The 22,768-nt window shown below is 51.9% G+C and carries 20 protein-coding genes; 6 read left to right on the top strand and 14 right to left on the bottom strand.

The features are described 5' to 3' along the window. Positions 1-9 precede the first annotated feature (9 nt). Positions 10-3,894 carry a DNA-directed RNA polymerase subunit beta gene (locus FGS84_RS06010; protein WP_138306771.1) on the bottom strand — a complete coding sequence of 1,295 codons (3,885 nt, stop codon included), beginning with the start codon at positions 3,892-3,894 and terminating at the stop codon, positions 10-12. Between the two features lie 325 nt (positions 3,895-4,219). Between FGS84_RS06010 and FGS84_RS06005 the strand changes: the two genes are divergently transcribed. After that, the gene (locus FGS84_RS06005; protein ID WP_138306770.1) at positions 4,220-4,681 is read left to right on the top strand and encodes a hypothetical protein; all 462 of its coding nucleotides are present in this window, start codon (positions 4,220-4,222) and stop codon (positions 4,679-4,681) included. Between the two features lie 83 nt (positions 4,682-4,764). Here FGS84_RS06005 and FGS84_RS06000 read toward each other — a convergent pair whose 3' ends face one another. Then, complete coding sequence (locus FGS84_RS06000; protein WP_138306769.1) at positions 4,765-5,190, bottom strand: DUF1934 domain-containing protein; 426 nt, start codon at positions 5,188-5,190, stop codon at positions 4,765-4,767. Positions 5,191-5,207: 17 nt separating this feature from the next. Continuing rightward, a complete protein-coding gene (locus tag FGS84_RS05995) occupies positions 5,208-6,269 on the bottom strand; it encodes a D-alanine--D-alanine ligase family protein (RefSeq protein ID WP_138306768.1) in 1,062 nt (353 codons plus the stop codon). Between the two features lie 120 nt (positions 6,270-6,389). Between FGS84_RS05995 and spoIIR the strand changes: the two genes are divergently transcribed. After that, on the top strand, positions 6,390-7,034 hold the full coding sequence (gene spoIIR / locus FGS84_RS05990) for a stage II sporulation protein R (protein WP_138306767.1): 645 nt from the start codon (positions 6,390-6,392) through the stop codon (positions 7,032-7,034). A gap of 23 nt (positions 7,035-7,057) precedes the next feature. Here the strand turns inward: spoIIR and FGS84_RS05985 are convergent, their stop codons facing one another. The 4 genes from FGS84_RS05985 to FGS84_RS05970 all read right to left on the bottom strand — a co-directional run bounded on the left by FGS84_RS05985 (position 7,058) and on the right by FGS84_RS05970 (position 9,780). Further along, the gene (locus FGS84_RS05985; RefSeq protein ID WP_138306766.1) at positions 7,058-7,261 is read right to left on the bottom strand and encodes a hypothetical protein; all 204 of its coding nucleotides are present in this window, start codon (positions 7,259-7,261) and stop codon (positions 7,058-7,060) included. Next, a complete protein-coding gene (locus FGS84_RS05980; RefSeq protein WP_138306765.1) occupies positions 7,261-7,968 on the bottom strand; it encodes a GntR family transcriptional regulator in 708 nt (235 codons plus the stop codon). Before FGS84_RS05980 ends, FGS84_RS05985 begins: the two co-directional genes overlap by 1 nt. Before the next feature lie 35 nt (positions 7,969-8,003). Beyond that, entirely contained in the window at positions 8,004-8,900 is an 897-nt protein-coding gene (ispE, locus tag FGS84_RS05975) for a 4-(cytidine 5'-diphospho)-2-C-methyl-D-erythritol kinase (RefSeq protein ID WP_138306764.1), read from the bottom strand. Between the two features lie 148 nt (positions 8,901-9,048). After that, complete coding sequence (locus FGS84_RS05970) at positions 9,049-9,780, bottom strand: YesL family protein (RefSeq protein ID WP_138306763.1); 732 nt, start codon at positions 9,778-9,780, stop codon at positions 9,049-9,051. Between the two features lie 184 nt (positions 9,781-9,964). Between FGS84_RS05970 and FGS84_RS05965 the strand changes: the two genes are divergently transcribed. Beyond that, positions 9,965-10,636 (top strand): hypothetical protein, encoded by a 672-nt coding sequence (locus tag FGS84_RS05965; RefSeq protein WP_138306762.1) that lies wholly within the window; start codon positions 9,965-9,967, stop codon positions 10,634-10,636. Here FGS84_RS05965 and FGS84_RS05960 read toward each other — a convergent pair. The 3 genes from FGS84_RS05960 to FGS84_RS05950 form a co-directional block, all read right to left on the bottom strand. After that, positions 10,575-11,324: a GNAT family N-acetyltransferase gene (locus FGS84_RS05960; protein ID WP_138306761.1), complete on the bottom strand. Its 750-nt coding sequence runs from the start codon at positions 11,322-11,324 to the stop codon at positions 10,575-10,577. The two genes, FGS84_RS05965 and FGS84_RS05960, sit on opposite strands and share 62 nt — an antisense overlap. An 87-nt stretch (positions 11,325-11,411) precedes the next feature. Beyond that, positions 11,412-11,930 carry a peptidylprolyl isomerase gene (locus FGS84_RS05955; protein WP_138306760.1) on the bottom strand — a complete coding sequence of 173 codons (519 nt, stop codon included), beginning with the start codon at positions 11,928-11,930 and terminating at the stop codon, positions 11,412-11,414. Positions 11,931-12,022: 92 nt separating this feature from the next. Continuing rightward, positions 12,023-13,525, bottom strand: a complete 1,503-nt coding sequence (locus tag FGS84_RS05950; protein ID WP_138306759.1) for a winged helix-turn-helix domain-containing protein — start codon at positions 13,523-13,525, stop codon at positions 12,023-12,025. Positions 13,526-13,721: 196 nt separating this feature from the next. Here FGS84_RS05950 and FGS84_RS05945 point away from each other — a divergent pair, with 196 nt between their 5' ends. Continuing rightward, the gene (locus tag FGS84_RS05945) at positions 13,722-16,025 is read left to right on the top strand and encodes a GGDEF domain-containing protein (protein ID WP_138306758.1); all 2,304 of its coding nucleotides are present in this window, start codon (positions 13,722-13,724) and stop codon (positions 16,023-16,025) included. A 296-nt stretch (positions 16,026-16,321) separates the two neighbouring features. Here FGS84_RS05945 and FGS84_RS05940 read toward each other — a convergent pair whose 3' ends face one another. Further along, positions 16,322-17,722: an amino acid carrier protein gene (locus tag FGS84_RS05940; protein WP_138306757.1), complete on the bottom strand. Its 1,401-nt coding sequence runs from the start codon at positions 17,720-17,722 to the stop codon at positions 16,322-16,324. 164 nt (positions 17,723-17,886) lie between these two features. Here FGS84_RS05940 and FGS84_RS05935 point away from each other — a divergent pair, with 164 nt between their 5' ends. Beyond that, positions 17,887-18,876 carry a zinc dependent phospholipase C family protein gene (locus tag FGS84_RS05935; RefSeq protein WP_347563797.1) on the top strand — a complete coding sequence of 330 codons (990 nt, stop codon included), beginning with the start codon at positions 17,887-17,889 and terminating at the stop codon, positions 18,874-18,876. Between the two features lie 89 nt (positions 18,877-18,965). Here the strand turns inward: FGS84_RS05935 and FGS84_RS05930 are convergent, their stop codons facing one another. Beyond that, entirely contained in the window at positions 18,966-20,066 is a 1,101-nt protein-coding gene (locus FGS84_RS05930; RefSeq protein WP_138306755.1) for an MBL fold metallo-hydrolase, read from the bottom strand. Positions 20,067-20,089: 23 nt separating this feature from the next. Further along, entirely contained in the window at positions 20,090-20,638 is a 549-nt protein-coding gene (locus FGS84_RS05925; RefSeq protein WP_138306754.1) for a hypothetical protein, read from the bottom strand. Between the two features lie 187 nt (positions 20,639-20,825). Between FGS84_RS05925 and FGS84_RS05920 the strand changes: the two genes are divergently transcribed. Further along, the gene (locus tag FGS84_RS05920) at positions 20,826-22,391 is read left to right on the top strand and encodes a BCCT family transporter (protein WP_138306753.1); all 1,566 of its coding nucleotides are present in this window, start codon (positions 20,826-20,828) and stop codon (positions 22,389-22,391) included. Positions 22,392-22,476: 85 nt separating this feature from the next. Here FGS84_RS05920 and FGS84_RS05915 read toward each other — a convergent pair whose 3' ends face one another. Continuing rightward, positions 22,477-22,671 carry an HPr family phosphocarrier protein gene (locus tag FGS84_RS05915; RefSeq protein WP_243129868.1) on the bottom strand — a complete coding sequence of 65 codons (195 nt, stop codon included), beginning with the start codon at positions 22,669-22,671 and terminating at the stop codon, positions 22,477-22,479. Between the last annotated feature and the right edge of the window lie 97 nt (positions 22,672-22,768).

Here is a 22,768-nt window from a genome sequence, read left to right as displayed (position 1 = left end):
TACTCCCTTCTATTCTTCGTCTTCACCGTCAGCAGCTTCATCCAGGAATAACTCATCCTCGTCATCAGCCTCTTCGGTGTAATCATCGGCGCTTACTTCCTCTTCCTCGTCCACAGTCACAAGCTCGTCATTCTTAAACTCCTGCTCCTGATAGCCGAATTCGGCATAGGACTCTTTCTCTTCGAAGCGGCGGTCGCCCTCTAACATGGCCCGCAGCTCTGTATCGCCGTAATCAATATTCTCGTTCATCTCGACCTCGGTGCCGTCATCCCTCAGTACCTGTACATCCAGGCCAAGGGACTGCATCTCCTTAAGGAGTACCTTAAAGGACTCGGGTACGCCCGGCTCAGGGATATTCTCTCCCTTGATGATGGCCTCGTAGGTCTTCACACGGCCCACAACGTCGTCGGATTTAACGGTCATAATTTCCTGCAGGGTATAGGAAGCGCCATATGCCTCCAGTGCCCAAACCTCCATCTCTCCGAAACGCTGTCCGCCGAACTGGGCTTTACCGCCCAGAGGCTGCTGTGTAACCAGGGAGTATGGGCCGGTTGAACGGGCATGAATCTTATCGTCAACCAGATGGTGCAGCTTCAGGTAATGCATGTGCCCAATGGTAACAGCGCCGTCAAAGTACTCGCCGGTACGGCCGTCCCTCAGACGCACCTTACCGTCCCGGCTGATGGGCACACCCTTCCAAAGCTCCCTGTGCTCCAGGTGGGCGCCCAGGTAGTCGATAACGGAAGGCTTCAGCAGGTCCTCGTATTTTGCTTTAAATTCATCCCAGGTCGTGTTCACGTAATCATTGGCCACTTCCAGGGTATCCATAATGTCATTCTCGTTTGCACCGTCAAAAATCGGAGTGGATACGTTGAAGCCCAGAGCCTTGGCAGCAAGGCTTAAGTGAATCTCCAGCACCTGTCCGATATTCATACGGGAAGGCACGCCCAGCGGGTTAAGCACGATGTCAAGAGGGCGTCCGTTGGGCAGGAAAGGCATATCCTCAACAGGAAGCACACGGGAAACAACACCCTTGTTGCCGTGACGTCCTGCCATCTTATCACCAACAGAAATCTTACGCTTCTGGGCAATGTAAATACGCACGGTCTGGTTCACGCCCGGCGACAGCTCGTCTCCGTTCTCCCTGGTAAATACCTTTGCATCCACGATGATTCCGTATGCGCCGTGAGGCACCTTAAGGGAGGTATCGCGGACTTCTCTTGCCTTCTCGCCGAAAATAGCGCGCAGCAGGCGCTCCTCTGCGGTCAGCTCAGTCTCGCCCTTGGGAGTAACCTTTCCTACCAGGATATCTCCTGCGCGGACTTCTGCGCCGATACGGATAATACCGCGCTCATCCAGGTCTTTCAGGGCATCCTCGCCCACGCCCGGTACGTCGCGGGTGATTTCTTCCGGTCCCAGCTTGGTGTCACGGGCTTCCGCCTCATACTCCTCAATATGGACGGAGGTGTAGACGTCTTCCTGAACCAGACGCTCGGACAGAAGAACCGCATCCTCGTAATTGTAGCCTTCCCATGTCATGAATCCGATGAGCGGGTTCTTGCCAAGGGCAATCTCGCCGTTATCAGTGGACGGACCGTCTGCGATTACCTCTCCGGCCTCCACGTGGTCGTTCTTATATACAATCGGCTTCTGGTTGTAACAGTTGCTCTGGTTGCTTCTCTTAAACTTGGTCAGATGGTACACATCGCGGTTGCCGTCGCTGTCCCTGCGGATGATGATTTCATTGGATGCGGAGCGCTCTACCACCCCTGCATTCCTGGCTACCACACACACGCCGGAGTCAACAGCCGCCTTGGCCTCGATACCAGTACCAACGGCAGGAGCCTCTGTGGTCAGAAGGGGCACTGCCTGACGCTGCATGTTGGAACCCATCAGGGCCCGGTTGGCATCGTCGTTCTCCAGGAAAGGAATCATGGCCGTAGCAACGGAGAATACCATCTTGGGAGATACGTCCATCAGGTCAATGGTCTTTTTCTGGAACTCGGATGTCTCTGTACGGAAACGTCCGGATACATTGTTGTGTATGAAGTGGCCTTCCTCATCCAGGGCCTCATTTGCCTGTGCCACAACGAAGTTATCTTCCTCGTCAGCAGTCAGGTACACCACCTCATCCGTTACCCTCGGGCTCGCCGGGTCAGTGGTCTTATCCACCACGCGGTAAGGAGCCTCAATAAAGCCGTACTGGTTCACTCTGGCATAGGTTGCCAGAGAGTTAATCAGACCGATGTTAGGACCTTCAGGCGTCTCAATGGGGCACATACGTCCATAGTGGGTGTAGTGTACATCTCGAACCTCGAATCCGGCACGGTCCCTGGACAGACCGCCGGGGCCCAGGGCGGAGAGACGGCGCTTATGGGTCAGCTCAGCCAGGGGGTTGTTCTGGTCCATGAACTGGGACAGCTGGGAGCTTCCGAAGAACTCCTTTACAGCCGCGGTCACGGGCTTGATGTTGATTAAGGACTGGGGCGTGATGCCATCCATATCCTGGGTGGTCATACGCTCTCTCACCACACGCTCCATACGGGACAGACCGATGCGGTACTGGTTCTGAAGAAGTTCGCCTACGGCGCGGATACGGCGGTTGCCCAGATGGTCGATGTCATCTGCATTGCCCACCTGCTCCTCCAGATGCATATTATAGTTAATGGAAGCAAGGATATCTTCCTTTGTAATGTGCTTTGGAATCAGGTCGTGGATATTCCTGCGGACAGCCTCCTTAAGGGCCTCCTCATCGGTGCCAGCTTCTTCCAGGATAGAAGCCAGGGCGGGGTAATATACTAACTCCGTAACGCCTGCTTCCTCCGGGTCAAAGGACACATGGGCGGAAAGCTCCACCATCATGTTGGAGAGGACCTTCTGCTTTCTGTCAGGACCATCCACCCATACATAGGGAACTGCCGCGTTCTGAATCTGCATGGCGGATTCCTTGTTCAGCTTGGTGCCTGCCTCTGCCAGGATTTCGCCTGTGGCGGTATCCACCACATCCTCTGCCAGTACCTGTCCGTTCAGGCGGTACTTAAAGGACAGCTTCTTATTGAATTTATATCTGCCGACTTTTGCAAGGTCATATCTTCTGGGGTCAAAGAACATGCTGTTAAGGAGACTTTCGGCACTGTCAACAGATAACGGCTCACCGGGACGAATCTTCTTATATAATTCCAGAAGGCCATCCTGGTAATTATCCGAGGTGTCCTTTCCGAAGCTGGCTAAGAGCTTTGGCTCCTCGCCGAAGAGTTCCAGGATTTCCGCATTGGTTCCGAATCCCAGGGCACGGATTAACACAGTCACAGGCACCTTACGGGTCCTGTCTACACGTACATAAAATACGTCATTGGAATCTGTCTCATACTCCAGCCATGCGCCACGGTTGGGGATGACAGTACAGGTATACAGTTCCTTACCCACTTTATCATGGCCAATACCGTAGTAGATACCAGGGGAACGTACCAGCTGGCTGACAATAACACGCTCAGCACCGTTAATCACAAAGGAACCGGTATCTGTCATCAGGGGCAGGTCGCCCATGAAAATCTCGTGTTCATTCATTTCATCTTTATCTTTATTGTACAGTCTTACCTTTACCTTAAGTGGTGCGGCGTAAGTTGCGTCCCGTTCTTTACACTCTTCGATGGTATACTTTATATCATCCCTGCACAATGTAAAGTCAACGAATTCCAGACTCAGATGGCCTGCAAAGTCCGCTATGGGAGAGATATCATCAAATGCCTCCTTCAGTCCTTCTTTTAAGAACCACTGGTAGGAGTCTTTTTGAATCTCAATCAAGTTAGGCATTTCAAGAACTTCTTTCTGTCTTGAATAGCTCATTCTTACGCTTTTCCCGGCCGGTACCGGACGTATTCTGCTTTTCTCCATTGACGTTTCACCCCTGTTTTCTAATTTGGTTCGCAATATTTCCATCTCAATCCAACGCCGAACCGGACGCCGGATGCAGCAAAATATCACTGTCGTTCTCTGTAATTGGGCGCCATACAGCCTAAAACCGTACGAGAGGGCGCAAAAAGCCCACGTCGCCACAATAGTGCACACTCCATAATAACACAGACCTGTCAAGGTGTCAAGGATTTTTGCTTGCAATTTGTTGTTGAAAATGATATACTATTATAGAATGTCCCCTGGGGTTGTAGATAGTTTAACGAGGGGAATGGTACTATAATTACATAGGTTGGAGGTAAACCCCATGGCTCAGACAATTTTAAGTGTACTGATTGTCATTCTTATCATTGCCCTGGTTGCCCTGGCTGTTCTCTACTTTCTGGGAAACAAGCTCCAGAAGCGCCAGGTGGAACAGCAGCAGCTGTTAGATGCAGCCGCACAGACCGCATCCATACTTGTCATTGACAAGAAGAAGATGAAAATCACACAGGCCGGGCTTCCCAAGGTAGTGACTGACCAGACGCCCAAGTACATGCGCTGGGCAAAGGTCCCTGTGGTCAAAGCCAAGATTGGCCCCAAGGTCATGACCCTCATTGCAGACGGACGTGTTTTTGACTCCCTGCCAGTGAAGACCGAGGCCAAGGTAGTCATCAGCGGTATCTACATCACTGAGATTAAAAGCGTGAGAGGCGGCGCGATTCCGGCTCCGCCAAAGAAGAAGGGATTCTTCGCAAGATTTAAAAAAAATAAGAAAGATAAGAAATAAAAAGAAGCGGCAGTCACGCCGCTTCTTTTTTATTCCCGATTGTATCTCATTCCACGTCGCTGCACGGTGTATTCCGTACCTTGTCACTGCGGGCAGGACTGGACATCCAGACGGATACTGCAATCGGACAAATGCTCATAATTGATATCCAGGGAATAATCCACATTTACCATCAGACTGTCCGGTTCTTCATTAATCTTAATCCGGTTAGCCTGAATGCCCACCACCATATCGCCCAGGGGAGTGGTGTAGCATGAAAGATTCTTCTTGTTCTTCTCAAACTGCATATGGGTGTTGGCGATTCCCTTTTTAATTATGTCCATTCCGGAAGGGGATATCTTGATTACGTTCTTGACTTTGCCTGTAAAGCCTTCCATCATCTCTTCGTAGAGGATGTAATGCTTTCCATTCTTCTGATAATAATCTCCCCTTACTATCATTTCCACATCGGAGTCCTCTTCGTCTATCATCTGGATGCCACTGATTGTAATCAGCACGTCTTTTGTCATATTCCTTCCTCTTTCCCTTAAGTGTATCGTTCCATCCCATGTTCCATCAGCATATCCACCAGCTGGTCCTTTGTAATCCCTCTGGCTTCCCACAGCATGGGATACATGCTGATGGCCGTAAAACCTGGCATGGTATTAATCTCGTTGAATACCACTTCTCCGTCATCCTTCACAAAGAAATCCACTCTCGCCAGTCCATAGCCGTCCACTGCACGGAATATGGCCATGGCTGCCTGACGTACCTTTTCCGCCGCCCCTGCCGGCAGTTCCGGGTCCGTCACGGTCCTGGATTCTTCGTTGTAATACTTGGCCTCAAAGTCATAGAACTCTGCTGCGGCCAGTATCTCTCCTACGCCGGATGCCACCACCTCCTTAAGTCCGCCTCCGAATACCGCGCACTCAATCTCCCTGCCTACGATGGTTTCCTCTACTAATATCTTACGGTCGTGCCGTGCTGCCTCTAAAAGTCCTGCTTCCAGGGCCCTGCGGTCCTCCGCCTTGGTAACGCCCCTGGAGGAGCCTGCATTGGACGGCTTGATAAATACGGGATAGGCAAAATGCTTTTCCACCCGTTCTGCCACCTCTTCCATATGAGCCAGCTGCTCCCTGTACACTGCCTCGTAGGCTGCCTGGCGCACGCCCAGGTCATCCACAATAATCTTGGTGTACAGTTTATCCATGGCCACTGCGGAAGAAAGGACCCCGCAGCCCACATAGGGAATCTTAGCCAGTTCCAAAAGCCCCTGGATGGTCCCGTCCTCCCCGTAAAGCCCATGAAGGACCGGGAACACCACATCCACCCTGACCTCGCGGACCGAACTGCCGTCCATGAGAAGGATGCACTTCTTTGTTGCATCCGGCAGCAGGACGGCTGATACTGTCCCGTCCCTCCACGTACCGTTTTTTACATCTTCCAGTGATTCCGCCTTAATCCAGTGTCCATCTTCTGTAATTCCGACAAGTAATACATCGTATCGCGTCCTGTCTATATGCTCAATGACATTGACGGCCGACATGCAGGACACAATATGTTCTGATGACTGGCCGCCAAATATGACTGCAGCCTGAAGTTTACCCATGCTAGTCTCCTTAAACTCACTTATTTTAGTGATTGTTCTACGTTTATAGTATAACATATGTGGCAATAATTACAAACAGAAATTAAAACAGCATCAACGGCCAAGGAGGTCTTACATCATATGAAATATAAAATAAGCCTGTGCATATCCGCACTTTGTTTCTTTACTGCATTCCTCATTCTCATGGCGTCCCGCACCACCGGCGAGGAAGCCCTGGCATCACGCATTGCGCCGGAAATTCTCCGGTTCCACGTGCTGGCGGAAAGCGACAGCACCAGGGACCAGAACCTGAAGCTGGGGGTAAAGGGCCTGGTTCTGGACTATATTCACAGCCAGGTTCCCGAAGACACAGACAAGGCACAGCTTGAGCAGTGGATAGAGGGAAATAAGACCAGCATTGAAACCATGGCCCAGGACTGGCTGGCAGACCAGGGGGCCTCCTATCCCGTAAAGCTGGAGCTGACAAGGGATTATTTCCCCACCAAGGCTTACGGGGACATGGTATTTCCCTGCGGCACCTATGACGCGGTCCGCATCACCATTGGCAGCGGAAAAGGCCATAACTGGTGGTGCGTCCTCTATCCCTCCCTCTGCTATACCGACGCCATCCACGCAGTTGTGCCGGATTCCTCCAGAAAGACCCTGGCATCCCTTTTGCCGGAAGACGACTACGATGCCCTGCTGTCCCCCCGGGACAGGTTAAAGCAGCCGCAGCAAAAGCCGGAGGTCCGCGTGCGGTTCCGGCTCATGGATTTATTTCATTAAAATGGATGCGGTCCTCTGGGACACTATTTTTTCTGGCTGTCCAGCATCTCCTGAAGGGCCTGGTCGCTGACGTCAATCCACACATCCTCTTCCTCCGCATTCAGACCCAGATACCGGGCCAGGGTGCGGGGGTCGTCGCTGTTATTCCAGCGGCTTACATACCGGTCAATCTCTTCAAAGGGAATCTCCCCTGCCAGATACCGTTCCTTAAAGGTTCCTTCCTCCATTATTTCCTCCCCCGGGCCGGTAAGGCCGGCTCCTGCTCCTGCTCCTTAATGTTGCGCGATACCGTGATTTCCTGGTTGTCGATGTGTTCCCTGGCAGCCTTCTTTGCCTCTGCTATGTTGCGGCTCTTAAGAGCGCTCAGTATGTGTTCGTGTTCCACCAGAAGCACCTGTCTCTTGTCCTCGTCCTTTATATATTCCAGACGGTAGCGGTACATCTGCTCCCGCAGATTGTTAAGCATCTGCACCAGTTTGTCGTTGCCAGTCCCCTGGTAAATGACATCGTGGTACTGCTCATCTGACTGGGCAATGCTCATGGCCTCCCCTCTGTCAATGGCGCTTCTGAAGTTGCCCTGGACCCGTTCCAGCTCAGCCATGTCGTCATCCGACATCCGCTGGCAGGCCAGCTCAATGGCCAGCTCCTCCAGGGAACGGCGTACCTCCAGCACATCCCGCAGGCTCTTTTCAGATATCTTGGCCACCTCGGCGCCCTTCCTGGGAATCATAAGTACCAGGCCCTCCAGCTCCAGCTTGCGGATGGCTTCCCTGATAGGAGTCCTGCTGACGCCCAATTTTTCAGCCAGCTGTATTTCCATCAGCCTCTCCCCCGGAGCCAGCTCCCCTTTCAGTATGGCCTGGCGCAGGGTGTTGAACACCACGTCCCGGAGGGGAAGATACTCGTTCATATTAACCTTGAAATTATTTTCCATATAAAAATGACCCCTTTCCTGCATTATACTCTTCCTTATCCATTCCTTCTCACATTAAAGAAATTGGTCAGATACACCTGTTTTGCCAGCTCCGACGCCTTGCCGAACCGCAGGTCCTCATAGGCTGCCTGGGCTGCCCTTGGATTGGCGAAAAGCCCGAAAACCGTCGGACCGCTTCCGCTCATCATTGCCCCCAATGCCCCATAGTCACGCATGACCTGTTCAATCCTGGCAATGGCCGGATACTTTTCTCCCGTAACCAGCTCCAGCACGTTCCCGAACCGGCCGGCCACTTCCAGCAGATTCTGGCTGCGGATGGCTTCTATCATGCCGTCTATGTCGGGATGGTCTGAGGCCGCAAGCGTCATGGCGTCCAGGCTCTCATACACCGCCTTGGTGGACACGCTGATGCCGGGCTTGGCTATAAGCACCTGGCACTGGGGCATGGGAGGCAGCGGCGACAGCTTCTCGCCGATACCCTCTGACAGGGCGGTTCCCCGCATGAGACAGTAAGGTATGTCCGCTCCCAGGGTCACGCCCCGTTCCATCAGTTCCTCGGTGGACAGGCCCAGGCCGAACATCTTGTTGACTCCAAAGAGTACGGAGGCTGCATCCGTACTGCCGCCGGCCATACCTGCCGACACGGGTATAAACTTGCGCAGATGGATGGACAGCCCCTGGCGTATACCGAACTCCTCCATCAGCAGCCTGGCCGCCTTATGGGCCAGATTCTGCTCATTGTCCGGCAGATAAAACAGATTGGTTTCTATTTTGATGCCCGGCTCCTGGGTGGCGTAGAGGTCAATCCGGTCGTGAAGCCCCACGGTCTGCATAATCATCCGCACCTCATGGTAGCCGTCCTCCCTCCGCCCCAGCACATCCAGGGCCAGGTTAATCTTTCCATATGCTTTTAAGCGTAAGTGTTTTATCATCCGCGGACTCCCCTCTATGTACATTGTTTGTATTTCTGTTTTTATAATACATTATATTGTATACATTACTTTCACTCTATTTGCAAGAGGAAATTGCAGAAAACCGGCAGAAATGTTCCGGCCGGTTTTGATATTGGTAATAATTGGATTATTTCCCCCTCAGATTCCGAATCGCTTCCTTCATCTCTTCATCCTCTTCTCCCAGCATCGGGGTGGCATCCGTGTGCCCCTGCCCTTCTTCCTTGGGCATGTACTTCCTGAAAATAGCTGTGAAAAAGTATGAGTTCACAAAAGCAATGAGGGGCATGCCGAACAGGAACAGCAGCATGGCAAACTGCGGAAAATAAAACAGCCCGAAATAGGTTGCCGCCACGATTCCCAAATCCGTGGCCAATATTCCGATGGTCTGGAACAGATGGCGCACAGACATAAAAAATGCATTGAACAGGGTCCGCTTCACCGGATTATAAAACCGGGACTGGAGCGCGAACACATAGGTGAGTATAAACAGGTAAATCAGCAGCAGACCGCCGGAGGCAGCTGTCAGGACGGTTCTCAACGCTCCGTTGATGGGCATCTGTCCTGATACAAAAAACCAGAAATCAAAGCCCAGCACTATGCCGGCAGCCAGCATAATAAGCCAGATGCCTGTGGCCTGCCTGAAATTACTCTTAAAAGACCGGAAAAAGGACCGTATGGTGGAATCCTCCTCATCCCGCACCAGCTTTAACGTCACGTAATAGACGGCTGTGGTGGATGCGCCCGCTGTAAACACGGGAATGGAGCAGACAATCCACAGGATGTTCAGTATGATTAAGTCTCCCAGCTTTCCTATGAACCGCCACACCGGATTATCATAATTAAATATACCTTGTAACATAAGTCTTCCTCTTCTTTCTGTAACTGCGCCTGGTGATATTTTATCATATTAAGCGGAAAATGCAAAGAGCTGCCGGGATTTCATGAAATTTTTATATTCTCCTCCGGTCCGGATGTGGTATACTAACAGGAAACGGCCTGTCCGTGCAAAAACAGCAGAGAGAAACGGAAGGAATACATAAATTATGTCCATCAGAGAAGAAGCAGAACAAGAACGGCAGAAACTGAAAAACATGACCTGGAAGGACCGTGCCTGGTATGTGTGGGAGTATTATAAGTTCCACCTGCTGGCCGTGATTCTTGCCATCGGCGTATTAAGCACCATCGGCACCATGATATACCGCCAGACCTTTACCACCCGCCTGTCCGTGGCCATTATCAATGACCGCTCCGGCGGTGCCGGCTCCAGCGAATTGCTGGAATCAGAGCTGAGGCAATACCTGGGATGCGGCAAAAAGGACCTGATTGAATTCAACGAGGGCCTGATGGTGGATTTTGATGAGGAATCCACCTCCCAGTACGGATATGCCACCCTGGCCAAAATTTCCGCCCTGGTGGCCAGTAAAAGCCTGGATGTGGTTATCGGGGACCAGTCCGCCATTGACCATTACGAAACCATATCCGCCTACCAGAACCTGGAGGAATTGCTGCCCCCGGCCCTTTATGAGCGTGTAAAGGAACATATTTACCGGGCAGAGGACGGTGCAGGAAACCTTACTCCGGCAGCTCTCTCCCTGAAGGATACTGCCTTCGGCGAAAAGACAGGCATCATCATGGACCCGCCTTATCTGGCCGTCATACAGGGCTCTCCCCATAAAGAAGCTGCCCTCCGGATGATTGAGTACCTGTTTCCATAAGACACATCATTCCCAGGCCCTCCGCCGCTTTGCGGGAGGCCTGGTTTTCTCTGTAAATCAGGGCGCAGAGACGCGCTCCCAGCACCTCATGGCTGTAGCCGGCAATGGCCCTGAGGGCCTCCCCGCAGTACCCCTGATGCCGGTAAGGCAGGAAAATATGGTACCCCAGTTCCAGCCAGGGAACAGATTGGCCCAAGGAGTCCAGACATTTCTCCATCTCCCTCATGAGCCTGGGATTGGATACGCCTGCCAGCCCCACCAGAATCCCGTCTTCCCTGCGCACCAGGGCCCATGTGCCGTACTCATAGAAGCCATACTGGTTTTTACAGTACATCTCCAATGCCTCCCTTGAACGGAATATGGCTTCCTGGGGTCCGTACTCCTCCTCAGGAATACAGTCTGCATCCTCTGCTGTCAGCTCCCGTATGAGCAGCCTGGAAGTGCGGCAGATATTCCACGGAAGTCCCAGGTGGCGGCGTATCACCAGCTCCAGCAGCTCATCCGTGGCATCCTCTATGTCCGGAATCACATAGGGTATGCCCTTCATGGCCCAGATTTCTGAGTTCCCGCTCTCAACGCCCACAACGGCCCTTCCGGCAGCTTTCGCTGCCAGAAGGGCCTCTGGTTGGTCTGATATGACTGCTGTACAGGTAGTCCCGTTTAAACGGATGCTCCGCTCTGTTACCATATTACCGCCTCTTTGTCACATTGCTGTTCCCGCATATTGCCGGCCCGATACCGTGTAATAGCATGCACGGCAAGGGTCATCTCTCTGTCAGCACTTCTCAGGCTCCGGATAGTCCACCCCAAAGGTTTCCACTGTCATGGACTTAATCTTCTGCTCCTGCAGGGGGCGGTCGCTGTAATCCGTCTGGACATCCGCGATTTTATTCACCACATCCATACCCTCTGTAACCTTTCCAAAGGCTGCATAGGCACCATCCAGATGGGGTGATACCTTGTGCATGATGAAGAACTGGGAACCGCCTGAATTGGGGTGCATGGCCCTTGCCATGGAAAGTACGCCCTCTGTATGCGCCAGGTCGTTCTTTACGCCGTTCTGGGCGAACTCTCCCTTGATGGAGTAGCCCGGGCCTCCCATTCCGGTACCCTCAGGACAGCCTCCCTGAATCATAAAGCCATTGATGACCCTGTGGAAAATCAGTCCGTCATAGTATCCCTTTTTAACAAGGCTGATAAAATTGTTTACTGTATTGGGAGCTATATCCGGGTATAACTCTGCTTTCATTACATCTCCATTTTCCATGGTTATGGTAACTATAGGATTTGCCATTTTTCTTTCTCCTTTTTCAATTAGAATCTTTATCCACTATAGCAAATTCCGGCGGCTTTGTCCAGCACGGCTTATCTCTGTCCGCCTTTATCTCACACCTGCTGTCCTTCCCCCGGTCCTCCTGCCAGTCTCAGGCTCTCATCCGGGGTCACAAGCAGCCCTGCCTCCGAAATCCCCCAGACCGCCATGGAATCGCGCACAAGCTCCAGTGCATGGCAGTAGCACTGCGGCACCAGGCGGGCAAATTCTTCTGCTTTTCCGGCCTTCAGGCACAGAAACGCCTCATGGCTGATTTGATTCAGCTCATTGCCTGCCTTGATTCCCTCCTCATAAAAGGAATAATAATACCCCCAATGAAGTATGCTGCCCACCTGCTGCAGTATAATCCTGTATGGCTCCAGGGGCAGGGCGGCAATGATATGGCGCATCAGGATGCTGATGGGAACCGCATAGGGACCGGCAAGCTCCTGTTCCATACACCCTATCTCCCCCTTCCCGATTAAAGGCACGGCCATCAATGCAGCCGGACCGGAGGCCAGCGCCATGAACTGCAGGCCGCTCAGGTACAAAAGGTTATCCTTTTTATGGACCTTATTCTTCATGGACAGGAGGGTGGCCTGGTCATTAAACAGGGTCACCTGGGTTCCTTTTACATTGTACGTACGGCAGAAGCCCAGCCGGTTCAGCATGGACATGGACCTGCGTATGGTGGCCAGCGATACTCCGTATTCCCGGGCCAGCGCAGCTTCCGGCGGAAGAAAGGAGCCGTCCGGATAAATGCCCAGGCCAATGCGGTCAATCAGGTCGCGGGTAATCTGCATATAGTAGTGGTCCCTTCCCCGTTCCGCATTCCAGGAATAGCTGCTCTTCTGCTCTATATTCCCTGTTCCAATCCCGGACTCAATCCATTCCAGATACAGCTTTATGTCATGCCTAAGGGACCGGTACATGCGCGCGAACCGTTCCTGAATCACCTGGATGTCGCCTGTGGCCACTGCCTGGGCCATCCACATGGGGTCATCGTATTCACTGCAGCAGGATGGAAAGGGAGGCCTGTACTCCGGCTCTAGGAAAAAGGGAATTCTGGCCCCAATCTCAAGGCTGGTAAATATATCCCTGAACAGCAGGTTGCGGGATGCATCCAGCAGGTTGTAGAGTACATTGGAGGAGGACTTCCATCTGGTATATACCTCCTTCCTCCTGCTCCTTTTCAGATGCCTGAAAAGCTCCATGGCTGTCTGCGTGCCGCAGGCCTGGACGGAACACGCAAACAGCCTGGGCATCACATGCTCCATTGTCTCATATACCGCCAGAACCGAGGTCTTCCGCTGAAGCACTGACAGTACATCGGACCCGGCATCCCCTTTCTCCGGTTTACGGTACACTATCACCGAAGGCTTTCGTTCCTCTGTCCGTATCATTCCCTGGTCCCTCAGTTCCCCGAGTACGTCCCTCACTGTCCGGATACCCACATGGTAGGTCTCGCACAGCTGGTTCATGGATGGCAGGGTTCCGCCGTATTTATAATACCCGGTCAGAATCTGTTCCTTCAGATTCTCATATAAATAATCATGCAGCGTCTTTTTCCCTTCCATATACCGCCCTCCCCGGCCTTATTTTGCCCATATGTCCGCCTGTGCCGTTTGACTGTATTATACCACAAATTTATTCCGATACTATATGCATATGTACACAAATATTGCGTTGATTTATCAGGTACAGTCACTTAAAATGAAACCATCAAGCCTTCTTTCTATTACACATTCATAGAATTACGGAGTATACCTGGAAATGAAAAAAGCAGATGATTTTATATCCGATTATCACAAACCAATATTCAGCAGGGGATGGAGCATAGGATTCCTGTCCCTGGTACTGATTTCAGTTTTTGCGCTCTCTATCTGGAATGCCGCAAAGCTGCAAGTGGCGCTGGACAGCACGACCCAGGAATATTTGACGGATGTGACATCCCAGCTCTCCCGGGACATCCGGGACGCCATTAACCACAAAATAATCAACCTGGTCATGACGGCAGACAGTCTGTCACAGTTCACGGAAACCCAGGATATGGGCGCGGTATCCGGCTTTCTGACCCGCAAAGCGCAGATACTGGAATTTGACCCTCTGATTCTGTTTGACAAAGAGCAGCGGTTTGTAGCCTCTGAAACAGAGTCAGGCAAAGTCCCGGCCCATCCCGAGGACTTTCTCAGCCTTCCCAGTATCCAGTCCTCCTTCCAGGGCAATATACAGGCCAGCTACATGGGAGGCAAAAGCATTTTTTATTCCGTGCCCGTGTACCGCGGCGGCCAGGTAGGCGGGGTGCTGGTGGGAATGCGCAGCAAAGAAAACATGCAGTCCCTGATTTCCTCCAAAAGCTTCAGCGGCCAGATGCTGAGCTGCATCGTGGACAGCCGGGGGCAGGTGGTCATAGCTCCTACGGACTTAAAGCCGTTTTTACAGCTGGACGATATTTTTAAAAACGAAAAAAACAAACAGGTGATTGCAGATATCCGGCAGATGCAGAAGGATATGGCGGAAAACCGGGACGGCATACTGAGATTCACTGCCGTCACAAAGGAGGAACTGGTCCTCTCCTATAATGCCCTGAACCTGAACAACTGGTTCCTGCTGACCATTATTCCGGCGGATATCATATCCGGCGGTCTGAGCCGGTACATCCTGCAGTCCTTTGTTATCATAGGGGCTACCATACTTATATTTTCCCTCTTTTTATTTGCAGTATTCCGGTTCTATAATGCCCACAAAAGGCAGCTGGAGCTGATTGCTTACAGCGACCCGCTCACAGGCGGGCTCAACAACGCCGCCTTCCAGGCTAGATACAGGGAGCTCTCAAAGACCATGGAGCCCTGCTCCTATTCCATTGTGCTGCTGAATGTCCGCGGATTTAAGCTGGTCAATGAACAGTTTGGCATCCCGACCGGCAATCAGACCCTCTCCTATATATACAGGGTGCTGAAGCAGCATGTGCGGCAGGCCCAGGACGAATTCGTTGCCAGAGGCGAATCAGACCATTTCTTTCTCTGCCTGAAGGAGTACACCCAGGCAGCCCTGCAGTGCCGTCTGAATGAAATGATTCATGATATCAATACCTTCCAAGACACGGACCTTCCCTTTCTGGCCCTGTCCTTTAAGCAGGGGGCCTGTCTTGTAAATGACCCGGACCAGGAGATTACCCTGCTCCAGGACCACGCCCGGCTGGCGCTGCAAAACTCCGGGACCGATATACGCCATGAGTGTTCCTTCTATAATGAAAGCCTGACCAGGCACCTGAAATTGGAGCAGGAGTTAAACGCACTGTTTGAGGATTCCATTGAAAACCGGCATTTCCAGGTTTATCTGCAGCCGAAAATCGGCCTTAAGAGCAACCTGCTGGAAGGAGCCGAAGCCCTGGTGCGCTGGAACCATCCTCAAAGGGGAATCATCTTCCCATCTGAATTCATACCCCTTTTTGAGAGCAATGGAAAAATATGCAGGCTGGACCTCTATGTGTTTGAAGAGGTATGCGCTGCCATGGAGCGATGGAAACAGGCCGGTCTGCCGCTTGTGCCGGTTTCTGTCAACCTGTCCCGCCAGCATTTCCGGGACGCCGGCTTTTTGGATACCTTTGCCGGAATCGCCTCCCGCTTCAGTATACCTGACAATGTCCTGGAATTTGAGCTGACGGAGTCCATTTTCTTTGACAACCAGCAAATCAGAACCGTCAGACAGGCCATCCAGGAAATGCACAGCATGGGTTTTCTGTGTTCCCTGGATGACTTTGGTTCCGGCTTTTCTTCTCTGGGGCTGCTGAAGGAATTTGATGTGGATTCCCTGAAGCTGGACCGCTCCTTCTTCCTGAACATGTCGGGCCGGAAGGCAAAGGATGTTATAGCATGCCTGATTGATTTGGCCAGGCATTTGAAGGCAAAGACCGTGGCCGAGGGCATCGAGTCCATGGACCAGGTGGACCTTCTCCGGTCCATGGGCTGCGACATGGTCCAGGGCTATGTCTTTTCCGCGCCGCTGCCCATGGCTGAATTTGAAACGCGTTATCTGTACCGTCAGGGCTCAGATACGGCGCCCGCCCGTTCATAGACCAAGTCAAAACTGAACATGCGCCCGCGTGTTAAATATTAAGGCCAAATAAAAAACGTATCATCCGGCGGATGGTACGTTTTTTGGAAAAAAGTATTATTAAAAGGGAGGAGAGCTGATAAATACTTATCAGCTCGAGTATTATGAAAAAAATCTTGTAAGCATTATTTGGCTTTGCAGTTATTACTAACTTGCTATGTTTACAGTATATAAGCCAAACATGAAGAAATAATGTTGATTGTGTAAAAGGTTTTTGAATGAATTATGAACGAAGTGTGAATGCCGGAAAGAAGCTGCTATCTTCCTCCTGATTTCCCGTATCCCTCCGGCACCGTGACCTCCTTTGACAAAAACAGCAGGGCCGTAAGATTGGGAAATGCCATAAGACCGTTCCATATATCCGACAGCAGCCATACCAGGGCCAGCCTGGCCTCGCTTCCTAAAAATACAGCTGCAATAAACAGCAGAGGATATACCTTGGATGCAAACAGGCGCTGGGCGCCCTCTCCCATGCCGCAGCCCTTAATAAAATAGGCGGCAGCCTGCCTTCCCAGATAAAACCAGGCCATAATGGTGGCAAAGGCAAATACCACCATGGAGCCGCTGACCAGATATTCCCCCACGATTCCCAGACGGCCGCTGAAACACCAGGCGGCAAGAGCCGCCCCCTCATAGGGTATGCTCTCGGGATTGGAACCGGTCATACACAGGATTACCAGGGCCGTCAGGGTACACAGGACCACCGTGTCAAAAAACACTTCAAACATGGCCCACATTCCCTGTTCATGAGGCGTGGTGCCCTCGGCAGGCCCGTGGAGCACTGCCAGTGTTCCAAGACCTGCCTCATTGGAGAACACGCCCCGGGAGATGCCGTAACGCACACTGCGGCTGATTACATATCCGGCGGTCCCTCCTGCCGCTGCCTCCGGCCGGAAGGCTGAGGACACCATGGAGGCCAGGGCTCCGGGTATCTGGTCCAAACAGGACAAAATCACAATCATGGAAAATACAATGTAGATTCCGGAGGCGGCCGGCACCAGCTTTTCAGCCACATTTCCGATTCTTCGGATTCCGCCCCAGGTGACCAGCACCAGAAGCCCGGTAAATACTAGTCCTCCTGTCAGGGCCGGCACATGCCAGGTGTATTCCATGGTGCTGATGGCTGAGTTGGCCTGGACCATGCTTCCCATTCCAAGGGAGCTCATCAGACACAGGAAGCTGTAGAGCACTCCCATCCCTCTGAGCCCCAGCCCCCGTTCCATGTACACAAAGGGACCGCATACGTAGTGTCCCTCCTTATCCTTGTAACGGTACCGTATACCCAGCATGGTTTCCGCATAGGCGGTTATCATGCCAATCAGGGCCGACACCCACATCCAGAACAGGGCTCCGGGCCCTCCTGCCGTTAGCGCGGTTGCCACGCCTGCTATATTGCCTGTGCCCACTGTTGCCGCCAGGGCGGTGCAGACCGACTGGAACTGGCTGATTCCCTTTCCTTTTCCGGTCCCGTCCCCGCCTTCTTTTTTGGATGCTTCCCCTGATATGAGCCGTCCTGCCGTGTGGCTCCACCAGAATAAAAAACCTTTGATTTGGAAAAAATGACATTTCAGGGTAAAGAATATCCCCACCCCAAGGAATATGACAAGGGTCCACGGTCCCCACACCATCTGGTGGACCTGCTCTAATACATTCATCATCCCAGTTAAACCTGCCCTGCTTGCTTCTTATAAATGTCTTATTCCAAAGTTCCCCTGACTATGACCGCTGGAAGGAATTTTCTTTGTTTCCGGCTCGCAATTCACAGTTGTTTATGATAGAATATGAGATAGGAACAACTGCAAGAATCCAATAGAAAAGAGGTATGCCGATGCCAGGTTTCACAACACACTACGTCTTGGGCATGAAAGCATACAATGATATGCCTCAGAATAATCTGAAGTTTATCATTGCCAAGTATCGGTGGCTCTATCAGCTGGGTCTCCAGGGACCGGACATGTTTTTTTATAATCTGCCCATCCTGCGCCATCGAGACCACCGCAATGTAGGTTCCTATATGCATGAACACCATGTCAATGACTTTTTCCGTTGCTGTTTCATGCAGCTTACCCGAATCGGTTCCAGGCAGCAGCGCGAGGAAGGCCTGGCCTACATGTGCGGCTTTATCTGCCATTATATCGGTGACTCCATATGCCACCCCTATGTATACGGACGTATTGAATACGATGTCAATAACCCGGGTTCCTATTACCACGGGCTCCATGCCAAGCTGGAGAACGACATCGACGCCCTTCTCCTCCAGAAGTATAAGAGGAAGAAGCCGTCCCAGTTTAACCAGGCAGCAACCATCTGTCTGAATGGGATGGAAACCCAATTTATTTCCCAGTTCCTGTCAGACTGCATCAACGAGGCATTCTATCCATTGAGCTACAAAAACCGCTACCAGGTCACGGCGCCCATGATACACCGTTCCATCCTGGCCCTCCGTTTTGGATGCAGGACCCTGTCGGACCCCAACAGCAGGAAAAAGGACAGGATTGCATTTTTTGAATCCCTGTTCCTTAAGAATCCCGTGGCTTCCAGCAAGCTGGTTACGGACACGGTGGAGAACCCGGCCTGGAGCCTGAACCTGCACCATGAGACATGGTGCAACCCATGGGACAAGAGCATTGCCTCCAAATCCTCCTTCCCCGACCTGTTCAGACAGTCCCTGGGGAAGCTGAGCACCATCTTTTACATGATTAACTCCATGCTGGAAACAGGACAGCCCTTGAAGCTGAACGCCCTTGAAAACCTGCTGTCCGAGCTGGGCAACTATTCCTACCACAGCGGACTTCCCTGCGCAGATGACTGAACACAAAAAAGCAGCGGCCCCTATTCCTGAATCCTCCGGAAAAGGGGCCGCTGTTCTTTTTTTATTTCACGCCGTATTCATGATACCCTTTATTCAATCACCTGGTCTCCGTCCTTGATGCAGTAATTTGCATTCACCCCAAGGCGGACCATCCAGTTCTTTGTCTCCTGCGTCACCCATATACCGCTACCGGCTCCGCCGCCGTTGTCATTGTCCCACAGCCACTGGGGAGTGGGCCACAGTGCAACGCTGGGCCTTAACGCCTTGTATACCTCGTAGCCCACGCCGTTCTGACCATGGTGGGCAACCTGTACAATATCACACTTAAGGGCGCTCAGGTCATGGTCAGCCATCAGCTGCTCGCCGCCCGACTTGGCCAAATCCCCAAGGAACACTGTGTTTGTCCCGTTCAGGGATACCATGTAGGCTACGCTGCTGTTGTTGACAAAGTCATTGTTCATCTTATATGCCTGGTTCAGCACCTGAATCCTGGCAGGTCCTGCCTGGATGACCTGTCCCGATACAATATCCCCGTGAAGGATATTCTGGGGAACCAGGCCGAAGGCTCCCTTGATATAGGCCACCATCTTGGCAACCTCAGGGTCCTTCTCAGCATACCAGCTGTCCTCAGCAAAGGAGTAATAGATACCGTCAATGGTAATCTCCCCGTTATGCTTGTACAGGATGTCTGCCAGCGCTCCCGCATGGTCGGAATCCGGATGGGTCAGGAGCCATGCCTGAACATGACCGCCCTTCTGCTTAATCTGGTTCAGAAGATAATCCGCATTATTGGTCCAGCCTCCGTCCACTACAATGAGTCCGCCTTCCCCGGTTTCAATGATAACCGACAGAAGCTGGGCTGACGTGTCATGGTTGGCCAGCATGGTGAGACGGCCGGCCCCAAACAGGGAGGTGGAATCTGTCTTGGGCGTGGTAACCTCACCAAATGCGGCAATCTGGGCCTTGGCCTGAATCACCGGCTGGCTGGCTGCCGCTGCCTGGGATGACTGTGCATTCTCCCCTTCGTCCCTGATGATAATCTTGTCCGGTGAGGACAGCATCTGCCCCTGGGCCTTTAACGGTTGGGAGTTGGTCATGGCTAAGCTGTCCAGGTTCCCTCCGGTCATTGTCAGTGTCATGATGGCCAGCAGCCCGGCGGCCGCCTGTTTCCAGTATCTGTCAATCCTCATCCCAATATCTCCTTAATCCTTTTTTACTGAAGCTGAGCTGTCAGGGCTCTCTGCTCCCCCGCCTTCACCACGTCATTCACAAGATATGCGCTTTCATCCCCTTCTTTGTCATAAGGGAACACCTGTACCAGCACATCGTGCTCGTCAAAATAGCTGCCGTAGTAGGTGCCGTCAATATCCTGCGGGTCAGGCGCTTCATAATAGAAGTTTTGCTCCGCAACATAGGTGCCCACTGCCTTCAGCACATCCTGCGCATAAATCACAGCAATGTCCCCTGTGGTCTTGTGGGTCACAGGAAGCAGGACCACCACCCGGCTGCTGCCTGCGTCATACTTGGCGTCCAGGTCCAGCACATAATCAGCAAACTCGCCGTAAGGGTCCAGGAACTGGTCCCTGAGGTCTTCCCTTACCTCCTGCCAGTCGATGTTAATATTTTTATCAACCTCCAGGTCCGGCTGTCCGTCCCCCTGAACCACACCGTTACTGGGAGAAACAATGTTACTCTGGGTACAACCGCAAAGCAGGGCCGCTGAAGCTAATAATATCAATGATAACTTCTTTAAATTCCGCATGATATAATAATCCTCCTTTTTGTCAACGCTACTATTATAGCTAACATTACAATAATTTAACAGTCCTTTTTTCTTACAAAATTATTGATGTTTTTACAAGTTCCTCTTGATTTTTCCAGTAACTGATGATAATATGTTCAATATACTTTATTTTAACTATTTTTTGAACATCCAGGAGGATACAGCCATGAAACAAAATGAAAACATCAGCACAGATACCCCGTTAAAGAAAAGGCTGGACTGGGTCACCACCATCATTCCCTTTGTAACCATACTGGCCCTGTGTTCCCTGTTCATGCTATTCCCGGATGCCTCCTCCCAGGTACTTGGGTCCGTGCGTTTTTTCCTGGGAGACCAGTTTGGAAGCTATTATCTGCTCCTTGGACTGGGCGCCTTAATCTGTTCCCTGTACATGGCGTTTTCCCGGTATGGAAACATAAAACTGGGAAATCTGGAGAAGCCCCAGTACTCCTCCTTCCAGTGGGGTTCCATGATGTTTACGGCGGGACTGGCAGCGGACATACTGTTTTACTCCCTGTGCGAGTGGATGCTCTACGCCGGCGAGCCGCACATTACGGACATGGGAGCCATGCAGGACTGGGCGTCCGCCTATCCGCTGTTCCACTGGGGTCCTATTCCCTGGAGCTTTTACATCATTCTGGCCGTGTCCTTTGGTTTCATGCTCCATGTGCGCAGGCGGAGCAAGCAAAAGTATTCCGAGGCATGCCGTCCCCTCCTGGGCAGACGGGTGGACGGTATCCTGGGCAAGCTCATTGACCTGACAGCTGTATTTGCCCTTCTGGCCGGCACAGCCACCACCTTTTCCCTGGCAACGCCCCTTTTGTCCATGGCCTTAAGCCGTGTGCTGGGCATACCTGAAAACAACGTTCTGACCATCGGCATCCTGGTTATCATCTGCGTGGTGTATACCATGGCCGTATACTTCGGCATGCAGGGCATTGCCAAGCTGGCCGCCTCCTGCGTATATTTGTTCTTCGGACTGCTGGCCTATTTCCTTCTGTGCGGAGGCGAGACACGTTATATCATCGAGACAGGCATCACAGCAGTGGGGAACATGGTGCAGAACTTCATCGGCATGGCCACCTGGACCGATGCCATGCGCACCTCCTCCTTTCCCCAGAACTGGACCATCTTTTACTGGGCTTACTGGATGGTATGGTGCGTGGCCACCCCATTCTTCATCGGCACCATCAGCAAGGGCAGGACCATCCGCCAGACTGTGCTGGGAGGCTATTTCTTCGGCCTCTCAGGCACCTTTACCTCCTTCATTATCCTTGGGAATTACGGGCTGGGGCTGCAGATGCACGGGAAACTGGACCTGATGGGCGTCTATGCACAGACCGGGGACCTGTACCAGGCCATCATCTCCATATTTGAAACAATGCCCCTGGCAAAGGCCGGGCTGGTACTTCTGGCCATTACCATGATTGCCTTTTATGCAACATCCTTTGACGCCCTGACCATGGTGGCCAGCTCATATTCCTATAAATCCCTGGGCGCTGAGGAGGAACCCCACAAACAGGTAAAGCTGTTCTGGGCCATACTGCTGATGCTGCTGCCCATAGCCCTGATTTTTGCAGAAAATTCCATGGCCAACCTGCAGACCGTATCCATCATAGCGGCCTTTCCCATTGGTTTCATCATTGTATTGATTGTATGGAGCTTCTTCAAAGACGCCAGACATTACCTGGACAAAGAACCGAATTCCGGAACACGGGATATGGAGTCATGATATTGAACATTGAATCACAATAATAAACGAGGGCCGGTCTCCCTGCCCTCGTTTAATTTTGTACACACATAATTATGTACTCTCCTTATCCTTCAATATCCTCCCACAGAATCTTCTGAATCCTGTCCTCGGCCTCCAGCTCGTCACTTCCCTTAAAGTAAAAAGTCAGAAAGCCTGTCATTCTAAGATTCTTTACTTCGTCGTATTGCTTGACATTTGCTGTATACTTATCGCTGGTGACAAAAATATCGCAGTCAAATTGATTTGCCGTCTGAATCAAATAAGAAATGGGGATTGGCCGGAAGACCCTCTCCCTGCTGTCAACTTGTTTCGTTAACATAGAATCACCTCAATTCAAAACAAAACCGACTACTGGT

Source organism: Clostridium sp. 1001271st1 H5, assembly GCF_005845215.1.
Taxonomy (GTDB): Bacteria; Bacillota; Clostridia; order Lachnospirales; family Lachnospiraceae; genus Enterocloster.
The sequence above is the reverse complement of the archived record's forward strand: the minus strand, read 5'-3'. Positions and strand labels throughout refer to the sequence as shown.

Excerpts from the sequence above, each read along its gene's own strand:
- FGS84_RS06010 (WP_138306771.1), bottom strand. The coding sequence starts at position 3,894 with ATGGAGAAAAGCAGAATACGTCCGGTACCGGCCGGGAAAAGCGTAAGA.
- FGS84_RS06005 (WP_138306770.1), top strand. The coding sequence starts at position 4,220 with ATGGCTCAGACAATTTTAAGTGTACTGATTGTCATTCTTATCATTGCC.
- FGS84_RS06000 (WP_138306769.1), bottom strand. The coding sequence starts at position 5,190 with ATGACAAAAGACGTGCTGATTACAATCAGTGGCATCCAGATGATAGAC.
- FGS84_RS05995 (WP_138306768.1), bottom strand. The coding sequence starts at position 6,269 with ATGGGTAAACTTCAGGCTGCAGTCATATTTGGCGGCCAGTCATCAGAA.
- spoIIR (WP_138306767.1), top strand. The coding sequence starts at position 6,390 with ATGAAATATAAAATAAGCCTGTGCATATCCGCACTTTGTTTCTTTACT.
- FGS84_RS05985 (WP_138306766.1), bottom strand. The coding sequence starts at position 7,261 with ATGGAGGAAGGAACCTTTAAGGAACGGTATCTGGCAGGGGAGATTCCC.
- FGS84_RS05980 (WP_138306765.1), bottom strand. The coding sequence starts at position 7,968 with ATGGAAAATAATTTCAAGGTTAATATGAACGAGTATCTTCCCCTCCGG.
- ispE (WP_138306764.1), bottom strand. The coding sequence starts at position 8,900 with ATGATAAAACACTTACGCTTAAAAGCATATGGAAAGATTAACCTGGCC.
- FGS84_RS05970 (WP_138306763.1), bottom strand. The coding sequence starts at position 9,780 with ATGTTACAAGGTATATTTAATTATGATAATCCGGTGTGGCGGTTCATA.
- FGS84_RS05965 (WP_138306762.1), top strand. The coding sequence starts at position 9,965 with ATGTCCATCAGAGAAGAAGCAGAACAAGAACGGCAGAAACTGAAAAAC.
- FGS84_RS05960 (WP_138306761.1), bottom strand. The coding sequence starts at position 11,324 with ATGGTAACAGAGCGGAGCATCCGTTTAAACGGGACTACCTGTACAGCA.
- FGS84_RS05955 (WP_138306760.1), bottom strand. The coding sequence starts at position 11,930 with ATGGCAAATCCTATAGTTACCATAACCATGGAAAATGGAGATGTAATG.
- FGS84_RS05950 (WP_138306759.1), bottom strand. The coding sequence starts at position 13,525 with ATGGAAGGGAAAAAGACGCTGCATGATTATTTATATGAGAATCTGAAG.
- FGS84_RS05945 (WP_138306758.1), top strand. The coding sequence starts at position 13,722 with ATGAAAAAAGCAGATGATTTTATATCCGATTATCACAAACCAATATTC.
- FGS84_RS05940 (WP_138306757.1), bottom strand. The coding sequence starts at position 17,722 with ATGATGAATGTATTAGAGCAGGTCCACCAGATGGTGTGGGGACCGTGG.
- FGS84_RS05935 (WP_347563797.1), top strand. The coding sequence starts at position 17,887 with ATGCCGATGCCAGGTTTCACAACACACTACGTCTTGGGCATGAAAGCA.
- FGS84_RS05930 (WP_138306755.1), bottom strand. The coding sequence starts at position 20,066 with ATGAGGATTGACAGATACTGGAAACAGGCGGCCGCCGGGCTGCTGGCC.
- FGS84_RS05925 (WP_138306754.1), bottom strand. The coding sequence starts at position 20,638 with ATGCGGAATTTAAAGAAGTTATCATTGATATTATTAGCTTCAGCGGCC.
- FGS84_RS05920 (WP_138306753.1), top strand. The coding sequence starts at position 20,826 with ATGAAACAAAATGAAAACATCAGCACAGATACCCCGTTAAAGAAAAGG.